Origin of the sequence: Collimonas arenae (assembly GCF_000786695.1) — a bacterium.
Lineage (GTDB): Bacteria > Pseudomonadota > Gammaproteobacteria > Burkholderiales > Burkholderiaceae_D > Collimonas > Collimonas arenae_A.
On the sequence record NZ_CP009962.1, the window covers coordinates 3,611,808 to 3,629,802 of the forward strand.

The 17,995-nt window shown below is 56.0% G+C and carries 14 protein-coding genes; 6 read left to right on the plus strand and 8 right to left on the minus strand.

Annotated elements, in window-relative coordinates:
* Nucleotides 1–25 precede the first annotated feature (25 nt).
* Nucleotides 26–841, minus strand: coding sequence for a hypothetical protein (locus LT85_RS15845; RefSeq protein ID WP_038490522.1), 816 nt, complete (start codon nucleotides 839–841; stop codon nucleotides 26–28).
* 21 nt (nucleotides 842–862) lie between these two features.
* Nucleotides 863–1,063 (minus strand): hypothetical protein, encoded by a 201-nt coding sequence (locus tag LT85_RS15850; RefSeq protein WP_038490525.1) that lies wholly within the window; start codon nucleotides 1,061–1,063, stop codon nucleotides 863–865.
* Nucleotides 1,064–1,253: 190 nt separating this feature from the next.
* On the opposite strand from LT85_RS15850, the gene LT85_RS15855 reads away from it, so the two are divergent.
* From LT85_RS15855 to LT85_RS15870, 4 genes are all read left to right on the plus strand, one after another.
* A complete protein-coding gene (locus LT85_RS15855; RefSeq protein WP_038490528.1) occupies nucleotides 1,254–2,315 on the plus strand; it encodes a methionine ABC transporter ATP-binding protein in 1,062 nt (353 codons plus the stop codon).
* Nucleotides 2,316–2,445: 130 nt separating this feature from the next.
* Complete coding sequence (locus LT85_RS15860; protein ID WP_081992790.1) at nucleotides 2,446–3,105, plus strand: methionine ABC transporter permease; 660 nt, start codon at nucleotides 2,446–2,448, stop codon at nucleotides 3,103–3,105.
* Between the two features lie 53 nt (nucleotides 3,106–3,158).
* The gene (locus LT85_RS15865; protein ID WP_038490534.1) at nucleotides 3,159–3,962 is read left to right on the plus strand and encodes a MetQ/NlpA family ABC transporter substrate-binding protein; all 804 of its coding nucleotides are present in this window, start codon (nucleotides 3,159–3,161) and stop codon (nucleotides 3,960–3,962) included.
* Nucleotides 3,963–4,086: 124 nt separating this feature from the next.
* A complete protein-coding gene (locus LT85_RS15870) occupies nucleotides 4,087–4,665 on the plus strand; it encodes an ATP-dependent Clp protease proteolytic subunit (RefSeq protein ID WP_038490536.1) in 579 nt (192 codons plus the stop codon).
* Between the two features lie 121 nt (nucleotides 4,666–4,786).
* On the opposite strand, the gene metE is transcribed toward LT85_RS15870, so the two are convergent.
* Nucleotides 4,787–7,075, minus strand: coding sequence for a 5-methyltetrahydropteroyltriglutamate--homocysteine S-methyltransferase (gene metE / locus LT85_RS15875; protein WP_038490539.1), 2,289 nt, complete (start codon nucleotides 7,073–7,075; stop codon nucleotides 4,787–4,789).
* Between the two features lie 131 nt (nucleotides 7,076–7,206).
* On the opposite strand from metE, the gene LT85_RS15880 reads away from it, so the two are divergent.
* Nucleotides 7,207–8,127: a LysR family transcriptional regulator gene (locus LT85_RS15880; RefSeq protein ID WP_038490541.1), complete on the plus strand. Its 921-nt coding sequence runs from the start codon at nucleotides 7,207–7,209 to the stop codon at nucleotides 8,125–8,127.
* Between the two features lie 91 nt (nucleotides 8,128–8,218).
* Here LT85_RS15880 and LT85_RS15885 read toward each other — a convergent pair whose 3' ends face one another.
* Nucleotides 8,219–8,965 (minus strand): CVNH domain-containing protein, encoded by a 747-nt coding sequence (locus tag LT85_RS15885; protein ID WP_038490544.1) that lies wholly within the window; start codon nucleotides 8,963–8,965, stop codon nucleotides 8,219–8,221.
* 426 nt (nucleotides 8,966–9,391) lie between these two features.
* On the opposite strand from LT85_RS15885, the gene LT85_RS15890 reads away from it, so the two are divergent.
* Nucleotides 9,392–11,200 carry a M4 family metallopeptidase gene (locus LT85_RS15890; RefSeq protein WP_038490549.1) on the plus strand — a complete coding sequence of 603 codons (1,809 nt, stop codon included), beginning with the start codon at nucleotides 9,392–9,394 and terminating at the stop codon, nucleotides 11,198–11,200.
* 89 nt (nucleotides 11,201–11,289) lie between these two features.
* Here LT85_RS15890 and LT85_RS15895 read toward each other — a convergent pair whose 3' ends face one another.
* The 4 genes from LT85_RS15895 to LT85_RS15910 form a co-directional block, all read right to left on the minus strand.
* Nucleotides 11,290–11,826 (minus strand): tetratricopeptide repeat protein, encoded by a 537-nt coding sequence (locus LT85_RS15895; RefSeq protein ID WP_216595017.1) that lies wholly within the window; start codon nucleotides 11,824–11,826, stop codon nucleotides 11,290–11,292.
* Nucleotides 11,823–13,022, minus strand: a complete 1,200-nt coding sequence (locus LT85_RS15900) for a trans-sulfuration enzyme family protein (protein ID WP_052135248.1) — start codon at nucleotides 13,020–13,022, stop codon at nucleotides 11,823–11,825. Before LT85_RS15900 ends, LT85_RS15895 begins: the two co-directional genes overlap by 4 nt.
* Nucleotides 13,019–14,401, minus strand: coding sequence for a pyridoxal-phosphate dependent enzyme (locus LT85_RS15905; RefSeq protein ID WP_038490552.1), 1,383 nt, complete (start codon nucleotides 14,399–14,401; stop codon nucleotides 13,019–13,021). Before LT85_RS15905 ends, LT85_RS15900 begins: the two co-directional genes overlap by 4 nt.
* A gap of 210 nt (nucleotides 14,402–14,611) precedes the next feature.
* Nucleotides 14,612–17,473, minus strand: coding sequence for a TonB-dependent receptor domain-containing protein (locus LT85_RS15910; protein ID WP_038490555.1), 2,862 nt, complete (start codon nucleotides 17,471–17,473; stop codon nucleotides 14,612–14,614).
* Between the last annotated feature and the right edge of the window lie 522 nt (nucleotides 17,474–17,995).

The following is a 17,995-nucleotide window of genomic DNA, read 5'->3' on the forward strand; positions in this document are numbered from 1 at the left end:
GCGCTCTCCCCGGAGGGACGGTAAATTAATCCAGTGCGTCGACGTAACCCATGGCGTCCGCGGCCAGCGCTAGCTCCGACGTCATGTTCTCTGCCAGCTTGTCGAACTTGATATATTCGATATTCAAGGTGATCGCTTCGCTATAGCGCAAGACAAAATAATCGCCTTCGACCACATAGAAACGCTCCAGCTCTTCCGCAGTGGTGGCACCGTCCGGTTTGTCCGCCGACAACGGACGCCGCATCACCTGCTCCAGGATCAGACGGTCCAGGCTGCCATTGGCGTCGACAAAGAAATTATCCAGGATGCCGGTAAACAGCACTGCCTGCCCGGCCACATTGACGATTGCGGAAACCGCAATCAGGTCCGGTCGCTCATCCTCGTCGAAGTCGGCGCCGGTCAACAGGTAATACCAAGGCGCCTGGTTAAACCGCAACCACGGCACAAACCAGCCGGCGTTGGCGCGATCCAGCCGAAAACGCGTAATCATCAGCCGAAAGCCATTCGGCACGATCCACGAACCGGCATACAAACTCAGAAAATAGCCGCAGATCCAGGAAAACTGCGCTGCAATCCCTTGGATCGCCTTGGCCTGACTGGCGGAATCGGAGGATAGCAATTCAAGCAACAACAACGGCTGCAAGGTGCGCCCGAACAGCCATGCGGATGCGAGCAACCACAGCGGGTGGAATACGCAATTCCACAGCATTGCCTCAGTGACAATTTGGCCGAACGGGGAATAATCGAGAGAAATGCGTTCGGCGCGCTTGAAGCGCGAACGGGCAATAAAACCGGGGAGTAACAGCAGGAAGACGATTAAAGCAGGTAGCGCTACATTCATCGGCTACGTTCGTCGTACCGCTCAAGCGGCCTTGGGTACAACGCTAAGACGGTACAAGACTGTACCCTCTTGCGCTGAGTGCAAGCTGATCACGTCGTCGGCATCGGCAGATGCGGACACGGAGGGTTTCGAGTTCTTGCTTGCCAGATAAGCGCGCAGTTGCAGCTTCGCGCTCGGATCAGCGAGAACTCTTTTGGCCAGTGCGCTCTTGAGTGCTTTCATAGTGTGTTCACTATGCCATAAAAAGGCATTTTTTGCATGTTGTCGCCGAGCTACATTTATGCGGTAACGTTAGGTGATGCAGCATTTCCTAACAACAGGATTGTTATATGCACATAACGATATATAACTTTGGCGTATATAGCGACGCTGATAAAATTGCACGCCTGACTGACACACCTGAAGCAAATCCGTGATTCGTATTGAGCAACTGCATAAAACCTATCCTCCGCACAATGCAAAAAGCCAGGCACCCGCCATCGCCGCATTGTCCGACATCAATCTGCATATCCAAAAAGGTGAAATTTTCGGCATTATCGGCCGCTCCGGCGCCGGCAAAAGCACGCTGATCCGCACCCTCAACATGCTGGAGCGTCCTTCCGGCGGCAAAATATTCGTCGAGGATGAAGATATCACCGCGCTCGACAACAATGGCCTGCATCGCCTGCGCCAGCGCATCGGCATGATCTTCCAGCATTTCAACCTGCTCAACGCCAAGACCGTCGCCGCCAATATCGACTGGCCGCTGAAAATTACCGGCAAGTACACGCAGCAAGAACGCGCCGCCCGAGTTGCCGAGCTGCTGGCGCTGGTCGGCCTCAGCGAGCATCGCGACAAATATCCGGCGCAACTGTCGGGTGGCCAGAAACAGCGCGTCGGCATCGCGCGCGCCCTGGCCAACACGCCGCACTTGCTGCTGTGCGACGAAGCCACCTCGGCCCTGGATCCAGAAACCACGCAAGCCATCCTGCGCCTGCTGCTCGACATCAATCGCAAGCTGGGCCTGACCATCGTCCTGATTACGCATGAGATGCAGGTGATCCGTACTATTTGCGACCGCGTGGCCGTGATCGAAGGCGGTCATATCGTAGAAAGCGGCGATGTGGCGGAAGTGTTCCTCCATCCACAGCACGCGGTGACGCAAAGCATGGTGGCGGAAAGTACGCCATTTTCCGCCGAGACCGCGTTGCTGCCGCCGACAACCGAAAGCCATGCGCATTTGCGCGGCCTGCTTGTGCGTCTGACTTACGTTGGCGATATCACTTACCAACCGATCCTGAGCAGTATCGCAGCAGCGACGCCGGCGTTGATCACCATCCTGCAGGGCACCATCGCCCACATCAAGGACACGCCTTACGGCCAGCTGCTGGTGGAATTGCGCGGCGAACCGGCTGATGTGGCGCAAGTGTTCACCACACTCGATCAACATAATATTCGGCATGAGGTTTTGACTAATTCTGGATTCCTCGGTTGATCGCTTACTTATTTCTGAAAAAGCAGATGAATACACACATATTTCAATTCGATGAAAGTCGTCGGACAGTTGACGAACGCTACAGGCAAGATTGCGCACTCGCGCCTGTTCAACCAAGGAATCCAGGATGATGGATTTCTCTCTCATCGACTGGGCCGACATCGGACAAGCCACTTGGGAAACCCTGGCAATGACCGGCTTTTCCCTGCTGTTCACAATCTTGCTCGGCCTGCCGCTCGGAATCCTGCTGTTCATTACCGGCAAGCGCCAGTTGCTGGAACAGCGCGGCATCTACCGCGTGCTATCGCTGATCGTCAACGTGTTGCGCTCAGTGCCGTTCCTGATCTTGCTGATCGTGATGATCCCCGTCACGGTGCTGCTGGTCGGCACTTCACTTGGCGTACTGGGCGCGATTCCGCCGCTGGTGCTTGGCACCGCACCGTTCTTTGCGCGACTGGTGGAAAACGTCTTGCGCGAAATCGACCGCGGCGTGGTGGAAGCTTGCCAGGCGATGGGCGCCAACAATCGCCAGATCATCTTTGGCGCCTTGCTGCCGGAAGCCTTGCCTGGCCTGATCGCCGCCACCACGGTGACCGCGATTGCCCTGATGTCTTACGCCGCCATGTCCGGCGTGATCGGCGGCGGCGGTCTTGGCGACCTGGCGATCCGCTTCGGCTACCAGCGCTTCCAGACTGAAGTCATGGTGACTACCGTGGCCGTGCTGGTGGTACTGGTACAGGTGCTGCAATTTTCCGGTGACCGGCTGGTGCAACACTTCACGCGTAAATAATTTTTGCTTCAATCATTCGTCACTATTTTTAAAAATCCAACAAGGGAGTTTATATGTTACGCAAATTTTCACTATCGCTCGGACTGGTTGCCGCCGTGTTCTCCACCTTTGGCCTGATTGCACCGGCGCAAGCCGCCGACAAGCTTGTGATCGCCGCCACCCCGGTGCCACACGCCGAAATCCTGGAATTCGTCAAACCGATCCTGGCCAAGGAAGGCGTCGATCTGCAAATCAAGGTATTCACCGATTACGTCCAGCCTGCGGTGCAAACCAATGAAAAACGGGTCGATGGCAACTTCTTCCTGCATCTGCCGTACCTGAACGAATTCAAGAAGAACCACAAGAACGATCTCGAAGTAGTGGTCGCCAGGGTTCACGTCGAACCGTTCGCCGGCTACTCCACCAAGTACAAGAAACTGGCCGATCTGCCGGACGGCGCAACCGTCGCCATCCCTAACGACCCGTCGAATTCCGGCCGCGCATTGCTGCTGCTGTCGCGCCAGGGCCTGTTGAAACTGAAAGACCCAAGCAATATCTCGGCTACGCAAAAAGACATCATTGAGAATCCCAAGCACCTGAAATTCAAGGAGCTGGAAGCAGCAACCTTGCCACGCGTGCTGAACCAGGTCGACCTGGCGCTGATCAACACCAACTATGCGATCGAAGCCAAGCTCAACCCGGTCAAGGATTCGCTGTTCATCGAAGATGCGAATTCGCCTTACGCCAACTTGCTGGTGGCGCGCGCCGACAACAAGGACAGCCCTGCCGTGAAAAAATTGGCAACAGCGCTGAACTCGCCGGAAGTGAAGAAATTCATTGAAGACAAATACAAAGGCGCAGTGGTGCCAGCCTTCTGATTGTGATGACAACAGTCAAACAACACTGACAAAAGAAGCCCTCGCAATGTGCGGGGGCTTTTTTGGTTTACACTGGCTCTTTTGCAATAAATGAATTCCCTAACACCTTAGAGGCATATATATCATGGAAGAAAAAGTGGAAACCAACCCATCCCAGCGCGACGCCTTCCTGGAAGAGAAAGCATTCAAGTCACGCACCGTCCTGCTGTTCGGCCAGATCAACGATACCGTGGCGCGCGATATCGTGCGCCAGCTGATCGCCCTCTCCGGCGAATCCAAGGCGCCGATCAATTTCCTGGTCTGTTCTCCAGGCGGCCATGTAGAATCGGGCGACGTGATCCATGACGTGATCCGTTTCATCGACGCTCCTGTCAATATGATCGGCAGCGGCTGGGTTGGCAGCGCGGCGGTCAACGTATTCCTGTCGGTACCGAAAGAACGCCGTTTCTGCCTGCAAAACACCCGTTTCCTGATTCATCAACCGAGCGGCGGCGTCGGCGGCCAGGCATCCGATATTGCGATCCAGGCGCGTGAAATCATTCGCGTACGTGAAAGAATCGGCGCCCTGATCGCCAAGGAAACCGGACAGAAGCTGGAAAAAGTAACGGCTGATATCGACCGCGATTTCTGGATGTCGGCGCCGGAAGCGATCGAGTATGGCCTGGTGTCGAAATCGATTGTCAGCGCCAAGGAAGTTGCGTAGCCAGGCCTTGTAACGGATAGCAGTCTGGTAGCGACGCGTTATCTGGTAGCGCTGCGCTAACGACAAGAGGGGGCGAGTAAATCATTTACTCGCCCCCTCTTCTATTTACCGCCCTTGGATTTTATGCAGCCTTACGCTCCTGCTCCACCGTCGCGCGCAGACGCTTGGCTGCCAGCACCATGTTTTCCAATGCTTCATAAGTCTCCGGCCAGCCGCGTGTCTTCAGGCCGCAATCCGGATTGACCCACAAACGCGTATCTGGAATCACGCCACGCGCCTTGCGCAGCAGACGCTCCATTTCGTCGACTTGCGGCACCCGCGGCGAGTGGATGTCATAGACGCCCGGGCCGATATCGTTAGGATAGGCAAACTCGCCAAAGCCATCCAGCAGCTCCATGTCAGAACGCGACGTTTCGATCGTGATGACGTCCGCATCCATCGCAGCGATCCACGGCAGGATGTCGTTGAACTCCGAATAGCACATGTGGGTGTGGATCTGGGTCTCGTCGCCAACGCCGGCAGCACTGATCTTGAATGCGCGCACCGCCCAATCGAGATAATGCGGCCAGTCACGCGATTTCAACGGCAAGCCTTCGCGAAAAGCCGGTTCATCGATCTGGATCATGCCGATGTTGGCCTTTTCCAGGTCGCACACTTCATCGCGCAACGCCAGGGCGATTTGCAGTGCGGTAGTTTCACGCGGTTGGTCGTCGCGCACGAATGACCATTGCAGCATCGTCACCGGACCGGTCAGCATGCCCTTCATCGGCTTGCTGGTCAGGGTCTGGGCAAACTGGCTCCAGCCAACGGTCATTGCCTCCGGACGATAGACATCGCCGTAGATGATTGGCGGTTTGACGCAACGCGAGCCGTAGCTTTGCACCCAACCGTTGGCGGTGAAGGTGTAACCCCACAACTGTTCGCCGAAATACTCGACCATGTCGTTGCGTTCCGGTTCGCCGTGCACCAGCACGTCGAGGCCTAGCTGCTCCTGCTTTTCCACAACTACGCGGATTTCTTCGCGCATTTTGTCGAGGTAATCCAGGTGGCCGATTTCACCCCGCTTGTAGGCGGCGCGCGCCTGGCGGATTTCCGTCGTTTGCGGGAATGAACCGATGGTAGTGGTCGGGAATGCCGGTAATTGCCATTTGGCTTGCTGTTTGGCGATACGGGCATCGAAACCGGCTGAGCGCTCGGCATCAGCCGCGGTGACTGCTGCCAGGCGCTTTTGCACCAGCGGGTTGTGAATGCGGGTCGAGCTGCGGCGGCTGGCTTGCGCGGCGCGCGACGCCACGAATTGCGCTTCGACTTCAGCAGCCTTGCCGTTCAACGCCTGCTTGATCGCGACGATTTCCGCCAGCTTTTGGGTGGCGAACGCCAGCCAGCTTTTCAGCTCGTCATCCAGCTTCGGTTCATTGGCCAGATCGACCGGCACATGCAGCAGCGAGCAGCTTGAGGCTACCCACAAACGATCTCCCAGTTGCGCCTGCAAAGGCTTGAGCCCGGTAAGTACTTGGTCCAGGTCGGTACGCCACAGGTTGCGGCCATCGACCACGCCCAACGACAGCACCTTGTCTTGCGGCCAGCCGGCAGCGATCTGCTCCAGTTGGCCCGCGCCCCGCACCAGGTCCAGATGGACCCCGGCTACCGGCAATGTACGCAACAGTTCTGCATGCTCGCTGACTTCGCCGAAATACGTGGTCAACAACAGGGCCGGCGCGTTGTCTTTGAGTTTTGCGTAAGTCGGCGCAAAGGCGTCACGCCAACCCGCATCCAGCTCCAACGCCAGGATTGGTTCATCGATCTGTACCGCCTCAATGCCGGCTGCCTGCAAACGCTGCAATAATTTCTGGTAACCGGCCACTACCTTAGGCAACAGGTCGAGCTTGTTGGCGATGCCGGACTTGACCTTGCCTTGATACAGCAAGGTCAACGGACCGACCAGCGCCACTTTTACTTTGTGTCCGAGCGCGCGCGCTTCTGCGATTTCGTCGTGCAGCCAGTCGACGCCGCCGTCGAACTGCACGTCGGCAGCCCATTCCGGCACCAGATAGTGATAATTGGTATCGAACCATTTGGTCATTTCCATCGCAAAATGCTGCTTGCTGCCGCGCGCCAATGTGAAATAGTCGGCCAGGGTCAGCTGTTTCGGATCGAAGCCGAAGCGGCTTGGAATCGCGCCCAGCAGCGCCAGCGTGCCCAGCACCTGGTCGTACCACGCAAAATCACCGACGGTGACGAAATCGAGGCCTGCATCGGCCTGGGCTTGCCAATGGCGTGCACGCAAGGTGGCGCCGGTAGCGCGCAAGGCGGCTTCATCGGAAGCGCCCTTCCAGAATGATTCCTGGGCAAACTTCAGTTCGCGGTGTGCGCCAATGCGCGGAAAACCTAATACGTGTGCCAAAGCCATCTTAATCTCCAATAAAAACATGTTCGATGACTCGCATCTTGGGCCAGCATGAATTATGATTCAAACGATAAATATTAAGAATCAACTTGAATTTCATTCATACATCTGTTTTATGGTTTTTTAGACACCCTATGCAATCGATCCTGGAATTACGTCATCTGAAAACCCTGCACGCCCTGCGCGAAGCCGGCAACCTGCTACGGGCGGCTACCTTGCTCAACGTGACCCAGTCGGCGCTATCGCACCAGATCAAGCAACTGGAAGATCATCACGGCACAACCTTGTTCGAGCGTAAATCGGTGCCGGTACGGTTCACCCCCGCAGGTGAACGCTTGCTGAAGCTGGCGGATATGGTGTTGCCGCAAGTGGCGGAAAGCGAGCGCGACCTGGTGCGCATGGCGCAAGGCGTGGCCGGCCAGTTACGCATCGCGGTGGAATGCCATACCTGTTTTGACTGGCTGATGCCGGCCATGGATATTTTCCGTAAACGCTGGCCGGAGGTCGAACTGGATATCGTCTCCGGCTTCCAGGCCGATCCGGTCGGCCTGCTGTATGAACACCGGGCCGATGTGGCGATCGTGGCGGAAGTCGATCCCGACGAAAAGGTCGACTATCACGCCTTGTTCAGTTTTGAGATCGTCGCCCTGGTGGCGCACGATCACCCCTTGGCGGGCAAGGAATACCTGGTGGCGGAAGATTTTGCTGGCGACACCCTGATTACTTATCCGGTGCCGGACGACATGCTGGATGTAGTGCGCCAGGTACTAAAACCGGCCGGCATCCAGACCGCGCGCCGCACCACCGAGCTGACGGTAGCGATGCTGCAACTGGTCGCCAGCCGCCGCGGCATCGCCACCTTGCCGATCTGGGCGGCGCAGAATTACCTGACGCGTGATTATGTGCTGGCCAAACGTATTACCACAAAAGGACTAACCGGACGGCTATATGCGGCCTGCCTGCCGGAGGTGTCGCAGCAGCCGTATCTGGTGGATTTTGTGAGCACCACGCGCGAGAGTTGTTACGTCAATTTGCTGAGTGTGGATTTGTTATAGTGCTATTCAAGAAAAACGATACCGGAAGCCGGCAAAAGCACGGTTCGGCAACCCTGCGCAAGACAACCGACCCTGCGCAGGGTCGACCGCATCACCTATCGCACTGCAGATAGCCGTTTATATTGCTGAAGCTGCCGCTTCTGCAGGAAGACAAGGAAACTGACGACCGCACCCGGCGATTGTCGCCGCCGCCGCAACTTGCTTCAAGCACTCCGCCGCGTATGCTGATATCGCTGCAGGATTGCAGATAGCTGCCTGGTGGCAGATCCCTGTTGTTACGGCCGCCACCGCCACCTCCGCCGCCAGTACATTGCAGATTGCCGTTGATGTTTTCAAAACTCCCGCTCCTGCATGAATACAGCGAGATGGAAGTGCGCACATTGCCATTGCCGCTGCCGCAAACGGCTTCAAGCACGTCGCCACGAATTCTGATGTCGCGGCAGGACTGCAAATAGGTCCCCGGCGGTAAATCTCTGTTATTACGACCATAGTCGCCGCCGCCTGCACATTGCAGGTTGCCGTTGATATTTTCAAAATTCCCGCTTCTGCACGAATTCAGCGGGATGGCTGTGCGTCTGCCGCCGTTGTCGCCGCCACAGGTCGCTTCCAGCATGCCGCGCCTGACGACAATATCGCGGCAAGACTGGAGGTAACTGCCTGGCGGCAGCCCATTCTCATCGCCGTAACTATCGCCATAGCCGCCGCCGTAACCCGGCGCAGGAGGATAACCATAGCCGCCCTGCCCGTAGCCCTGCGCATAGGCATTGCCATGTGCGCCTACGGCACAGGCAGCAAGCACAGCACAGGCAATCGCTGCAAATAGAGGTTTGGTTGTCATTTTATTTCCATTCAACAAGTAAAACATTGTTCATATTTATTATTGTACTTCAACGAAATGGGACTTCTCCAGCATCGCTCTCATGAAAACTCTCTCGCAATCAGGAAAAAACACATATTTCCTGTAAGAAATAACAGCTATTTTGGCAATAAAAACAAGTGTAAGTTACCGCATGACATTTCAGTTTGTAACAATGCGTAACTTATATTGCGTATTTACATATATGAAATTCATCGCCGTCATCCTTACCGTCAACAGTTCCTTAAAAGTGCTGAAACAATGACATCGGGCGCAAGCGATCCTGCTTTATGAATCGCTTGAGCTGGATGTCATGGACGCCCTGGATAGCCGGTCGTGTTTTTGTTCGCGAAGTATCTGGTCACCTTATGAATTATCCACGTATCAATTTCAAGAGAGTGAGATACCATGAAACCAGTTTTACGTCACGTCGAAGGCCCGTTGTTTTTCACACTGTTCCTGGCCGCAAGCGCAAGCGCAATGGCGGCCGATCGCATAGATCTTGAGAGCTACACGCCGCCGGCCCAAGCCGCAAAGCAAAGCGGTCCGCTTAGCGCCCAGGCTTTTCTCGGACTCAGCAGCGACGAACTGAAACCGCTGCGCAGCCAGAACTACGCCAATGGCAAAGTCGTCACTCGTTACCAGCAATACTTCCAGGGCGTGCCGGTATGGGACCAGGCGATTGTCGAGCAGCGCGCCGCCAATCAGGTGCAGCCGGCGATGTCGGGCAGCTTACTGCGCAACATCGACAACGACCTGCCCAGCGCCAAGCCGGTGTACGCCGCCGCCGACGTGCTGCTGCAAGCCAAGTCCATTGCCCGTGCGGCGGTGACTGAAAATGAACAAGCCAAACTGTATGTCCAGCTGGGACAGAACAACGTGGCGCAGTTGATCTATGTAGTGTCATTCGTCAACAAGAGCAGCGCCAAACCCAGCCGTCCGTATTACATCATCGACGCCAACAGCGGCGCTGTACTGAAGCAATGGGAAGGCATCGCCCATTACGAAGCCAGCGGCCCCGGCGGCAATGCCAAGACCGGACAATACGAATACCAGACCGGTGGTAAATACGGCCCGCTGATCGTCGATAACAACTGCGCGATGGTGACGCCTAACGTCATCACCGTCGATCTGCAAAACGGCAGCAGCGGCAGCACGCCGTTTCGCTTCAACTGCCCGCGCAACACTTACAAGGCGGTCAATGGCGCATTTTCTCCGCTGAACGACGCACATTACTTCGGCAATGTCGTCTTCAATATGTACCAGGCCTGGCTCAACCTGCGGCCGATCAGCCAGACCTTGTACATGAAAGTCCACTACGGCAGCAACTATGAAAATGCGTTCTGGGACGGCAGCGCCATGAATTTCGGCGATGGCGCCTCGACCTTCTACCCTCTGGTGGCGCTGGACGTTTCCGGTCATGAAATCAGCCACGGTTTCACCGAGCAGAATTCCGGCCTGGTGTATAGCGGTCAGTCAGGCGGCATGAACGAAGCCTTCTCGGACATGGCCGGTGAAGCTGCAGAAAACTACATGAAGGGCAAGAATGATTTTCTGGTGGGCGCCGACATTTTCAAGGGTAGCGGCGCGCTTCGCTACATGGCCAATCCGCCCCAGGACGGCGGCTCGATAGACAACGCCAAAAACTATACCAGCAGCCTCGACGTGCACTACAGCAGCGGGGTCTACAACAAGGCCTTCTACCTGCTGGCGACCACTGCCGGTTGGAGTACCCGCAAGGCGTTTGAGGTGATGGCCGACGCCAATCATCTGTACTGGACTGCCAACAGCACCTTTAACCAGGGCGCTTGCGGCGTCGAGAAGGCGGCAGCCAATCGCGGTTATCTGGTAGCCGACGTGACCACGGCGTTCAATGCGGTTGGCGTCAGCTGCAGCCCCGGCAGTAGCAACGTCCTGGTCAAGGGCGTTCCGGTAAATGGCATCACCGTTGCCAGCGGTGGCAGTAATGTGTACAGCATCACCGTCCCGGCCGGCGCCAGGAACCTGAACTTCCAGCTGTCCGGCGGCAGCGGTGATGGCGATATCTATGCCAAGCTGGGTGCGACGCCAAGCACCACCACTTTCGACGCCAAATCCGATGGCAGCAGCAACGCCGAAAGCATCACGATCGGTGCGCCCGGCGCCGGAACCTACTATCTGTTGCTGAACGCCTACCGCGCAGTCAGCGGAGCTTCACTGGTGGTTAATTACCAGTAAGCGCAGAAAGGAAAAAGCCCAGGCCGCTTGCGTATGCACGCGGCCGGGGCTTTTTATCTTGTGGAAATCCCCAGTGTTTCCAGCAAAAATCAGGACCAGCTGGAATCCAGCTTGGTACTCTTGAGGATTTCCGCGGCATTTCCTGCGACCGAACGGTTGTAGCGCGACAAATGCGGCGCCAGCGTAGTCAATGCAAGACAGGCGGCCTCCACTGCCCGTCCCTGTAACAGATATGTCAGCGCCAGCGTGGCGCGGGTCTCGTCATACAAAGCGATGCCATAGGCCGGATCCTTATAACGTTGAAGCTGGGCCGTGATCAAGTGTTCGCTCTCTTCCAGCTGGCCCAGCAAACGCAAGGTACTACCCAGTTGAATAGACGCACGCGCCTGCCGATAAGGATCCAGCTGCGCGCTGGCCAGAGCCGCCCGGTACAACGGTTCCGCTTCCGCCTCAAAGCCGGCGGTGTCGCGCGCGCAAGCACGCTCGAACATCGCCACGGGATCATGCGCAGGCAGCTCGGCTGCCAGCGCATCTATCCGCGTCACCAGGTCTTCAGGTGCTATCTCATCGGCCCGTTTCCACAACGATGCTACCCGTGCTTCCCAATCTTTCAGTTGGTCGGTCACGATTTCATCGCTGCAAAAGCATTTTGCAAATCTTTCTTCAGGTCCGCGATATTCTCGACCCCGACCGACAGCCTGATCAGCGAATCGCTGATCCCCAGCGTAGCGCGATGCGCGGCCGGAATGGTTGCATGCGTCATGATGGCGGGATGTTCAATCAGGCTTTCGACGCCGCCCAGGCTCTCGGCCAGCGCAAAAATTTCGCAACGTTCGAGAAAGCGTTTGGCGCCGGCCAGATCGGTGTTCAGATCGACCGAGATAATGCCGCCATAGCCTTGCATCTGACGCTGCGCTAACGTGTGCTGGGGATGCGAGACCAGGCCGGGGTAATGGACCCGCCTGACTTCCGGCAGGCTTTCCAGCCAGTTGGCCAGTTCCAGGCCATTCTGGCAATGCCGCTCGACTCTTAACGCCAGGGTCTTGATGCCACGTAAAGCCAGGAAACTGTCAAACGGTCCGGCGATGGCGCCGACCGCATTTTGCAGGAAACCGAGACGTTCCAGCCACTCCGCCTGGCGCGGCTCACGGCCTACCACGGCAATGCCGCCAATGATGTCGGAATGGCCGTTCAGATACTTGGTGGTCGAATGCAGCACCACGTCAAAGCCCAACGTCAGCGGCTGTTGCACCATCGGACTGGCGAAGGTGTTGTCGGCCACCGCGATGATGCCGCGCTCGCGGCAGATCTTGGCGATCGCTTCCAGGTCGGCCAGTTTCAGCATCGGATTGGTTGGCGTTTCAACCCAGACCATTTTTGTTTCGGGCCGGATCGCCGCCAGCAGATTTTTCGGATCAATCAGGTCGACGTAGCTGAACGACAGGCCGGCGCTGCGGCGTCGCACCTTGTCAAACAGACGAAACGTACCGCCATACAAATCATCGCCGGCGATCACATGCGCGCCGGCGTCCAGCAATTCCAAAACGTTGGCTGCGGCGGCCATGCCGGAAGCAAAGGCGAAACCCTGCGCGCCCTGCTCCAGATCGGCGACGCAGCGCTCCAGCGCCCAACGGGTCGGATTATGGGAACGGCCGTAATCCAATCCTTTGTTCACGCCCGGGCTTTGTTGCACAAAAGTCGACGTCGCATAGATCGGCGGCATGATGGCGCCGGTCGACGGATCGGGCGATTGCCCGGCGTGGATCACCCGTGTGGCGAAATGCATGCCGGCAGTGTGATCGCGCTCTTTATCGTTGCTCATAACAGACTCCTTCGAAGATGATTGAGTAAATCGAAACGGGTGATCAAGCCATGAAACTGACGATCGTCGGCAATGATGGCGACCAGGCCGCGCGCCAGCGTGCTGCGCAAAGCAGGCAGGCCGGCATCGGGCGCAAGCGTTTCTATGGCGCTGGTCATGGTGCTGCTGACCGGATCGCTGAAATGGGCTGGATCGGCGGCAACCTTGAGCAGCAGATCGGATTCATCGATAATCCCGACCACTTGCTGGCCCTGCTCTGCCATTACTGGCAACTGCGACACTTCGGCGCTGCGCATGCGGTTGAACGCCGTCATCAGGGTGTCGCCAGATGCGACGCTGATGACGCCACCGTCGGCGTAGCGGCGGCCGATGATGTCGCGCAGATCGCCAAGTATTTCGCGCTTGAGCAAACCCTGGTCGCGCATCCAGTTGTCGTTGTATACCTTGGACAGGTAACGCGTACCGGTATCGGCGACGATGGTCACCACACGCTTGGGTGTGGTCTGCTCGCGACAATATCGCAAGGCTGCCGCCAGCAAGGTGCCGGTAGAGGAGCCACCAAGAATGCCCTCTGCCCGTACCAGTTCGCGCGCGCTACGGAAACTTTCCTCGTCGCTGATGGTATAGGTATGCTTGACGGCGGAGAGGTCGGCAATCGCCGGGACGAAATCTTCGCCGATGCCTTCGACGGCCCAGGAACCTGGCGTCGACGTGATCTTTCCTGTGTTCACATATTCCGCAAGGATCGATCCTTGCGGATCGGCCAGCACAAACTCCAGTTGCGGCTGCGCGCTGCGGAAAAAACGCGTCAGGCCAGTCAGCGTGCCGGCCGAACCGACGCCGCAAACGATGGCGTCGAGCCGTTGCTCGCATTGCCGCCAGATTTCGGGGCCGGTGCTTTGTTCATGCGCCAGCGGATTATGCGGATTATTGAACTGGTCGGCAAAGAACGATCCCGGTATCTCGCGCGCCAACCGCGCCGCGACATCCTGGTAATACTCGGGATGGCCTTTGCCGACATCGGAACGGGTAATATGGACTTGCGCGCCCAAGGCTTTCAGGTGCTGGATTTTTTCTACCGACATCTTGTCCGGCACCACCAGGATCACCTGATAACCTTTGGCGCAGGCCACCAGCGCCAAGCCGAGACCTGTGTTGCCGGCAGTGGCTTCAATCACGGTGCCGCCGGCCTGTAGGCGACCGTCCTTCTCGGCCGCGTCGATCATCGACAAGCCGATGCGATCCTTGATGGAGCCGCCTGGATTTTGCGATTCCAGCTTGAGAAACAATTGACAGCAGCCGGTATCCAGCCGCGTCACTTCTATCATCGGGGTATTGCCGATCAAGTCCAGCACTGCTGGACGGCTTGCTAGGTTCATGGGCAGATCTTCCTGTCAGAAATACGGCAGCCATCACGCTGCCTGTTTCACATCAGATGATCAGGGTATCTTATCAGTTCTTCAGTGAAACATTTTGAGACAGGAAATCCACTCTATGAATTCAAAGGATTTTTACAGCGGGCATGAAAAAGCCGGACGCAAACATCGCGTCCGGCCAGCTCGGTAGCATTAACCCGGAGCGGGCTTTGCTTAGAACTTGTAGGAACCTACCAGATAGAGCTGACGCCCCAACGGATCGGTGTAACGGGCGTCATAGCCAACCTGATTGCCACCGCCCGCAATGATCAGCGACAGCGGCGGAGTGCGAGCAAACAGGTTTTTGATGCCTGCTGTGATTTCGAAGCCCTTTTTCACGGTCAACTTGGTTTGCCAGTCGAACGTGGTGTAAGACGCCACGTTGTGGTTAGGCATGGAGACGAACGCACCATAGGAACCATCAGGATTGACGATACGGACTGTAGCATCGCTGGCAAGAAACGTTTCATCGTGATAACCGGAACGGTAATTGGCAATCAGCGTATGGGTCCATGTATCCGATTGCTTCCACGAAGCCGCCAAGCGTGAAATCACACGGAACACCACGTTCTGGTCAGCGCCGTATTTGCCCAGGCTGCTCTGTATGCCAGTCCCTGGGAAATCCTGCTGTGCCTTGAGCATATAGGTACCGGTCCATTGCAGACTCATGTCGCCAATAGGCGTCTTGGTCTTGAAACTATGATCCCAGTCGATACCTTGGTACTTTGCACTAGCCAGATTGATTGGCACTTCCGAGAAAGCAACGGTCGGCGAACCCGAAATCGGATCGTTGAACAGCGTGAACAGATTCGAATAAGTCTGCGGATTGCCGAATGCGATGGCTTCTTGCAAGACACTGATCTGGTTCTTGATGCTGACTTGCCAGAAATCGAAACCAATCGACAGATTGCGTATTGGCTCAAGACGGAAGCCAATGGTGCTTTGCTTCGATGTTTCCGGCTTCAGACCAGTTGAACCGGTGTTTGGATTGCCGCCTTGCAGCACATCGTACTGGGTCACGCCCTGGCAACCGGCCGCCCGTGGATCAGGCGACGAAAACGGGCATGCATAGGAGCCTGCCGTATTGCCGGTGAAGGTGATCGGCGAAGTAATCTGCGCCAGGGTTGGCGCCTTGAAGCCGGTGCCATAGGAGCCGCGCACCAACAGCGAATCGACCGGTTGCCAACGAGCAGAAATCTTGTACGTCGCCTTGCTGGAAGAGTTGCCCTCGGTTGAGGCCCCGAGCGGATTACCGGCTGAATCGAAAGTATTGTTGTTTTTTGCCGCGTCGTAGCTGTCGTAACGCAGTGCACCTGTCACATCCAGATTTTTCACCACAGGCAACAGCAACTCAGCGAAGGTACCGTAGTTCATCCGGTTTGCCGAGAATGGCAACGAACCGCTGCCGCCGCCGATAATGGTGTCGGTATAGGTAGGCTGCAGCGCGTTTGGACCTTGCAGAATCGCGCTAGGACTGTCGGTATGCGATTCTTTGGTCGCTTCCACGCCTATACCGATTTGCGATGTGCCCCCCGGCAGCTTGAAAAAATCATGCGAGGCATGTGCATTGAGGATATCGAGCTTTGAAGTGGCCTGGTCGAGGGTCTGGTGCAAGACGGCTGGCGCGAGTATGGCTACAGAAGACCCTGGCGGCTGGAATGGATCATAGGCGCCCGAGTTGACGATACTGGTAAACGTGTTGTTACTGGCATACCCGCCAAGGGCATTGTCATAGGTCCTGTTTTGCGAATGGGTATAGGAAGCGTTGTAATCCCATCCAAATGCATTGCCGTCAACCCCAAATGCCAAGTGCAATGCATCGGTCCGATATTCATCCTTACGGCCACCTGTATCAAACAGACGCAGGCCTATCGACGCGCTCGACACGTTGGCCGGATCGATGCCAAGTTGCGCCAGATACGGTGTTACGTATTTGGTATACAGTGCGCCGTTGACCGGTAAATTAAGCGGCTGCGCCGGCGGTGCATACTGCGGAAAAATCGAATATTTGGACAACATGGCTTCGCCGAACAGCGTCGTGTCGCTATTAAGCTTCCAGTTGCTCGACACCACAAAACTGTCGCGCGTCGATTTCGGGATCAGCTCAACTGTCGCCGCATAGTTATATTTACAGTATTTTCCAGACAGGAAAGTGTTCGTTGAGCAAACGCCGTTTTTCAAGAAATCGGGTGAAAACTGCGTGGCATTGTTATTATTGTCCAGCACAGTGACACCAGCCGGCGCCGTATTGCTACTCAGTTGATACAGCGCATAATTTTGGCCGCCAACACTGAATGGCACGATACCGCTGTTGGAAAAACTCCGTTGATTGGCATTAAGCGACGCTTGCTCATCGTGGCTATACGCCAGCAATACGTTGTAGCCGTCTTTATCCAGATCGCCAAAGCCTTTTGAAATACCGACGTTATAACTCTTGCCACCCGATTTGAGCGGCGAGTTGTAGTTGCCGCTAATGACCGTCTCGGTGGAATTTTTCTTGAGGATGAAGTTGACGACGCCAGCAATAGCGTCGGAACCGTACAACGCCGAAGCGCCGTCGGTCAGAATTTCAACGCGCTCTACGGCCGACAACGGAATGCTCGCGAGATTGACCGCGTAGTCATTGTTGGCGATCGCCGACTTGGCAATACGCCGGCCGTTCAGCAACACCAAGGTATAACCCGAGCCAATGCCGTGAATGGACGCAGTTTCCACGCCGGCTCCGCCGCCGTTGACTGAACTCGATGCTGGAATAAATCCTTGCATCGCAGGCAAGGCCTGGATCAAATCGGCGACGTTGGTGGCGCCTGTCTTTGCAATATCGTCCTGCGTCAGCGTCTGGACCGGTAGCGCACCTTCCTTGTTGATACGTTTGATGGATGAACCGGTAATTTCAACGCGCTGCATTTGTTGCGATGAATCGTCCGACTTTGTCTCCTGTGCCTGCACTGAATGGGCCATCAATCCTAACCCGACAGCCACACCGCCTGAAAACATCAGTCGCAGCGTGCGAGGCAACTTTCTTTCTTTTATCATTACAAACTCCCTATGGGTAAGTTTCAGAGCAGAAATTTTAAGTTTTGTAAAAATCAAACAGATTTGTTAATCGCCTTTTGAGCGATGCAACGGAAACCATGCACAACAGCAACGCAGGCTTCCTTTGCAGTAAGTCACTTCTTGCAGAGCTTTTCTCGCGCATCTCTTACATACCGCAAAAAAATATTTCTGCACAAACACATAGAAAGCAACAAACATGCCACAAAACATTCAACACTGAGACCATGCCTCTCCGCGCGGCTCACCAAGTGCAGCGCACCATTCGGAGGAGCGATTGCTCGGGATTTAAATTACCGGAAAGAAATTGATTTTGGAAAGAGAAGTGGGCAAGCGTAATCTGCATACAACAACAAACCGTCTCAAAAAGTAACAAGAGTAAAATTTGTTTTCCCGGGGAACGATTTAGTGCATATTGTTGTCCCCAGACTTACTGCCCCAAAAATAGTATTACTATTTCGACAGCAAACAGCCTATGTGCTGCCGGTGCGAGCGATCAGCAGT

Bases quoted from the DNA above. Each gene is read 5' to 3' on its own strand.
- LT85_RS15910 (WP_038490555.1), bottom strand. From the start codon at position 17,473: ATGATAAAAGAAAGAAAGTTGCCTCGCACGCTGCGACTGATGTTTTCA.
- LT85_RS15900 (WP_052135248.1), bottom strand. From the start codon at position 13,022: ATGAGCAACGATAAAGAGCGCGATCACACTGCCGGCATGCATTTCGCC.
- LT85_RS15885 (WP_038490544.1), bottom strand. From the start codon at position 8,965: ATGACAACCAAACCTCTATTTGCAGCGATTGCCTGTGCTGTGCTTGCT.
- LT85_RS15865 (WP_038490534.1), top strand. From the start codon at position 3,159: ATGTTACGCAAATTTTCACTATCGCTCGGACTGGTTGCCGCCGTGTTC.
- LT85_RS15870 (WP_038490536.1), top strand. From the start codon at position 4,087: ATGGAAGAAAAAGTGGAAACCAACCCATCCCAGCGCGACGCCTTCCTG.
- LT85_RS15860 (WP_081992790.1), top strand. From the start codon at position 2,446: ATGGATTTCTCTCTCATCGACTGGGCCGACATCGGACAAGCCACTTGG.
- LT85_RS15850 (WP_038490525.1), bottom strand. From the start codon at position 1,063: ATGAAAGCACTCAAGAGCGCACTGGCCAAAAGAGTTCTCGCTGATCCG.
- LT85_RS15880 (WP_038490541.1), top strand. From the start codon at position 7,207: ATGCAATCGATCCTGGAATTACGTCATCTGAAAACCCTGCACGCCCTG.
- metE (WP_038490539.1), bottom strand. From the start codon at position 7,075: ATGGCTTTGGCACACGTATTAGGTTTTCCGCGCATTGGCGCACACCGC.
- LT85_RS15905 (WP_038490552.1), bottom strand. From the start codon at position 14,401: ATGAACCTAGCAAGCCGTCCAGCAGTGCTGGACTTGATCGGCAATACC.
- LT85_RS15890 (WP_038490549.1), top strand. From the start codon at position 9,392: ATGAAACCAGTTTTACGTCACGTCGAAGGCCCGTTGTTTTTCACACTG.
- LT85_RS15845 (WP_038490522.1), bottom strand. From the start codon at position 841: ATGAATGTAGCGCTACCTGCTTTAATCGTCTTCCTGCTGTTACTCCCC.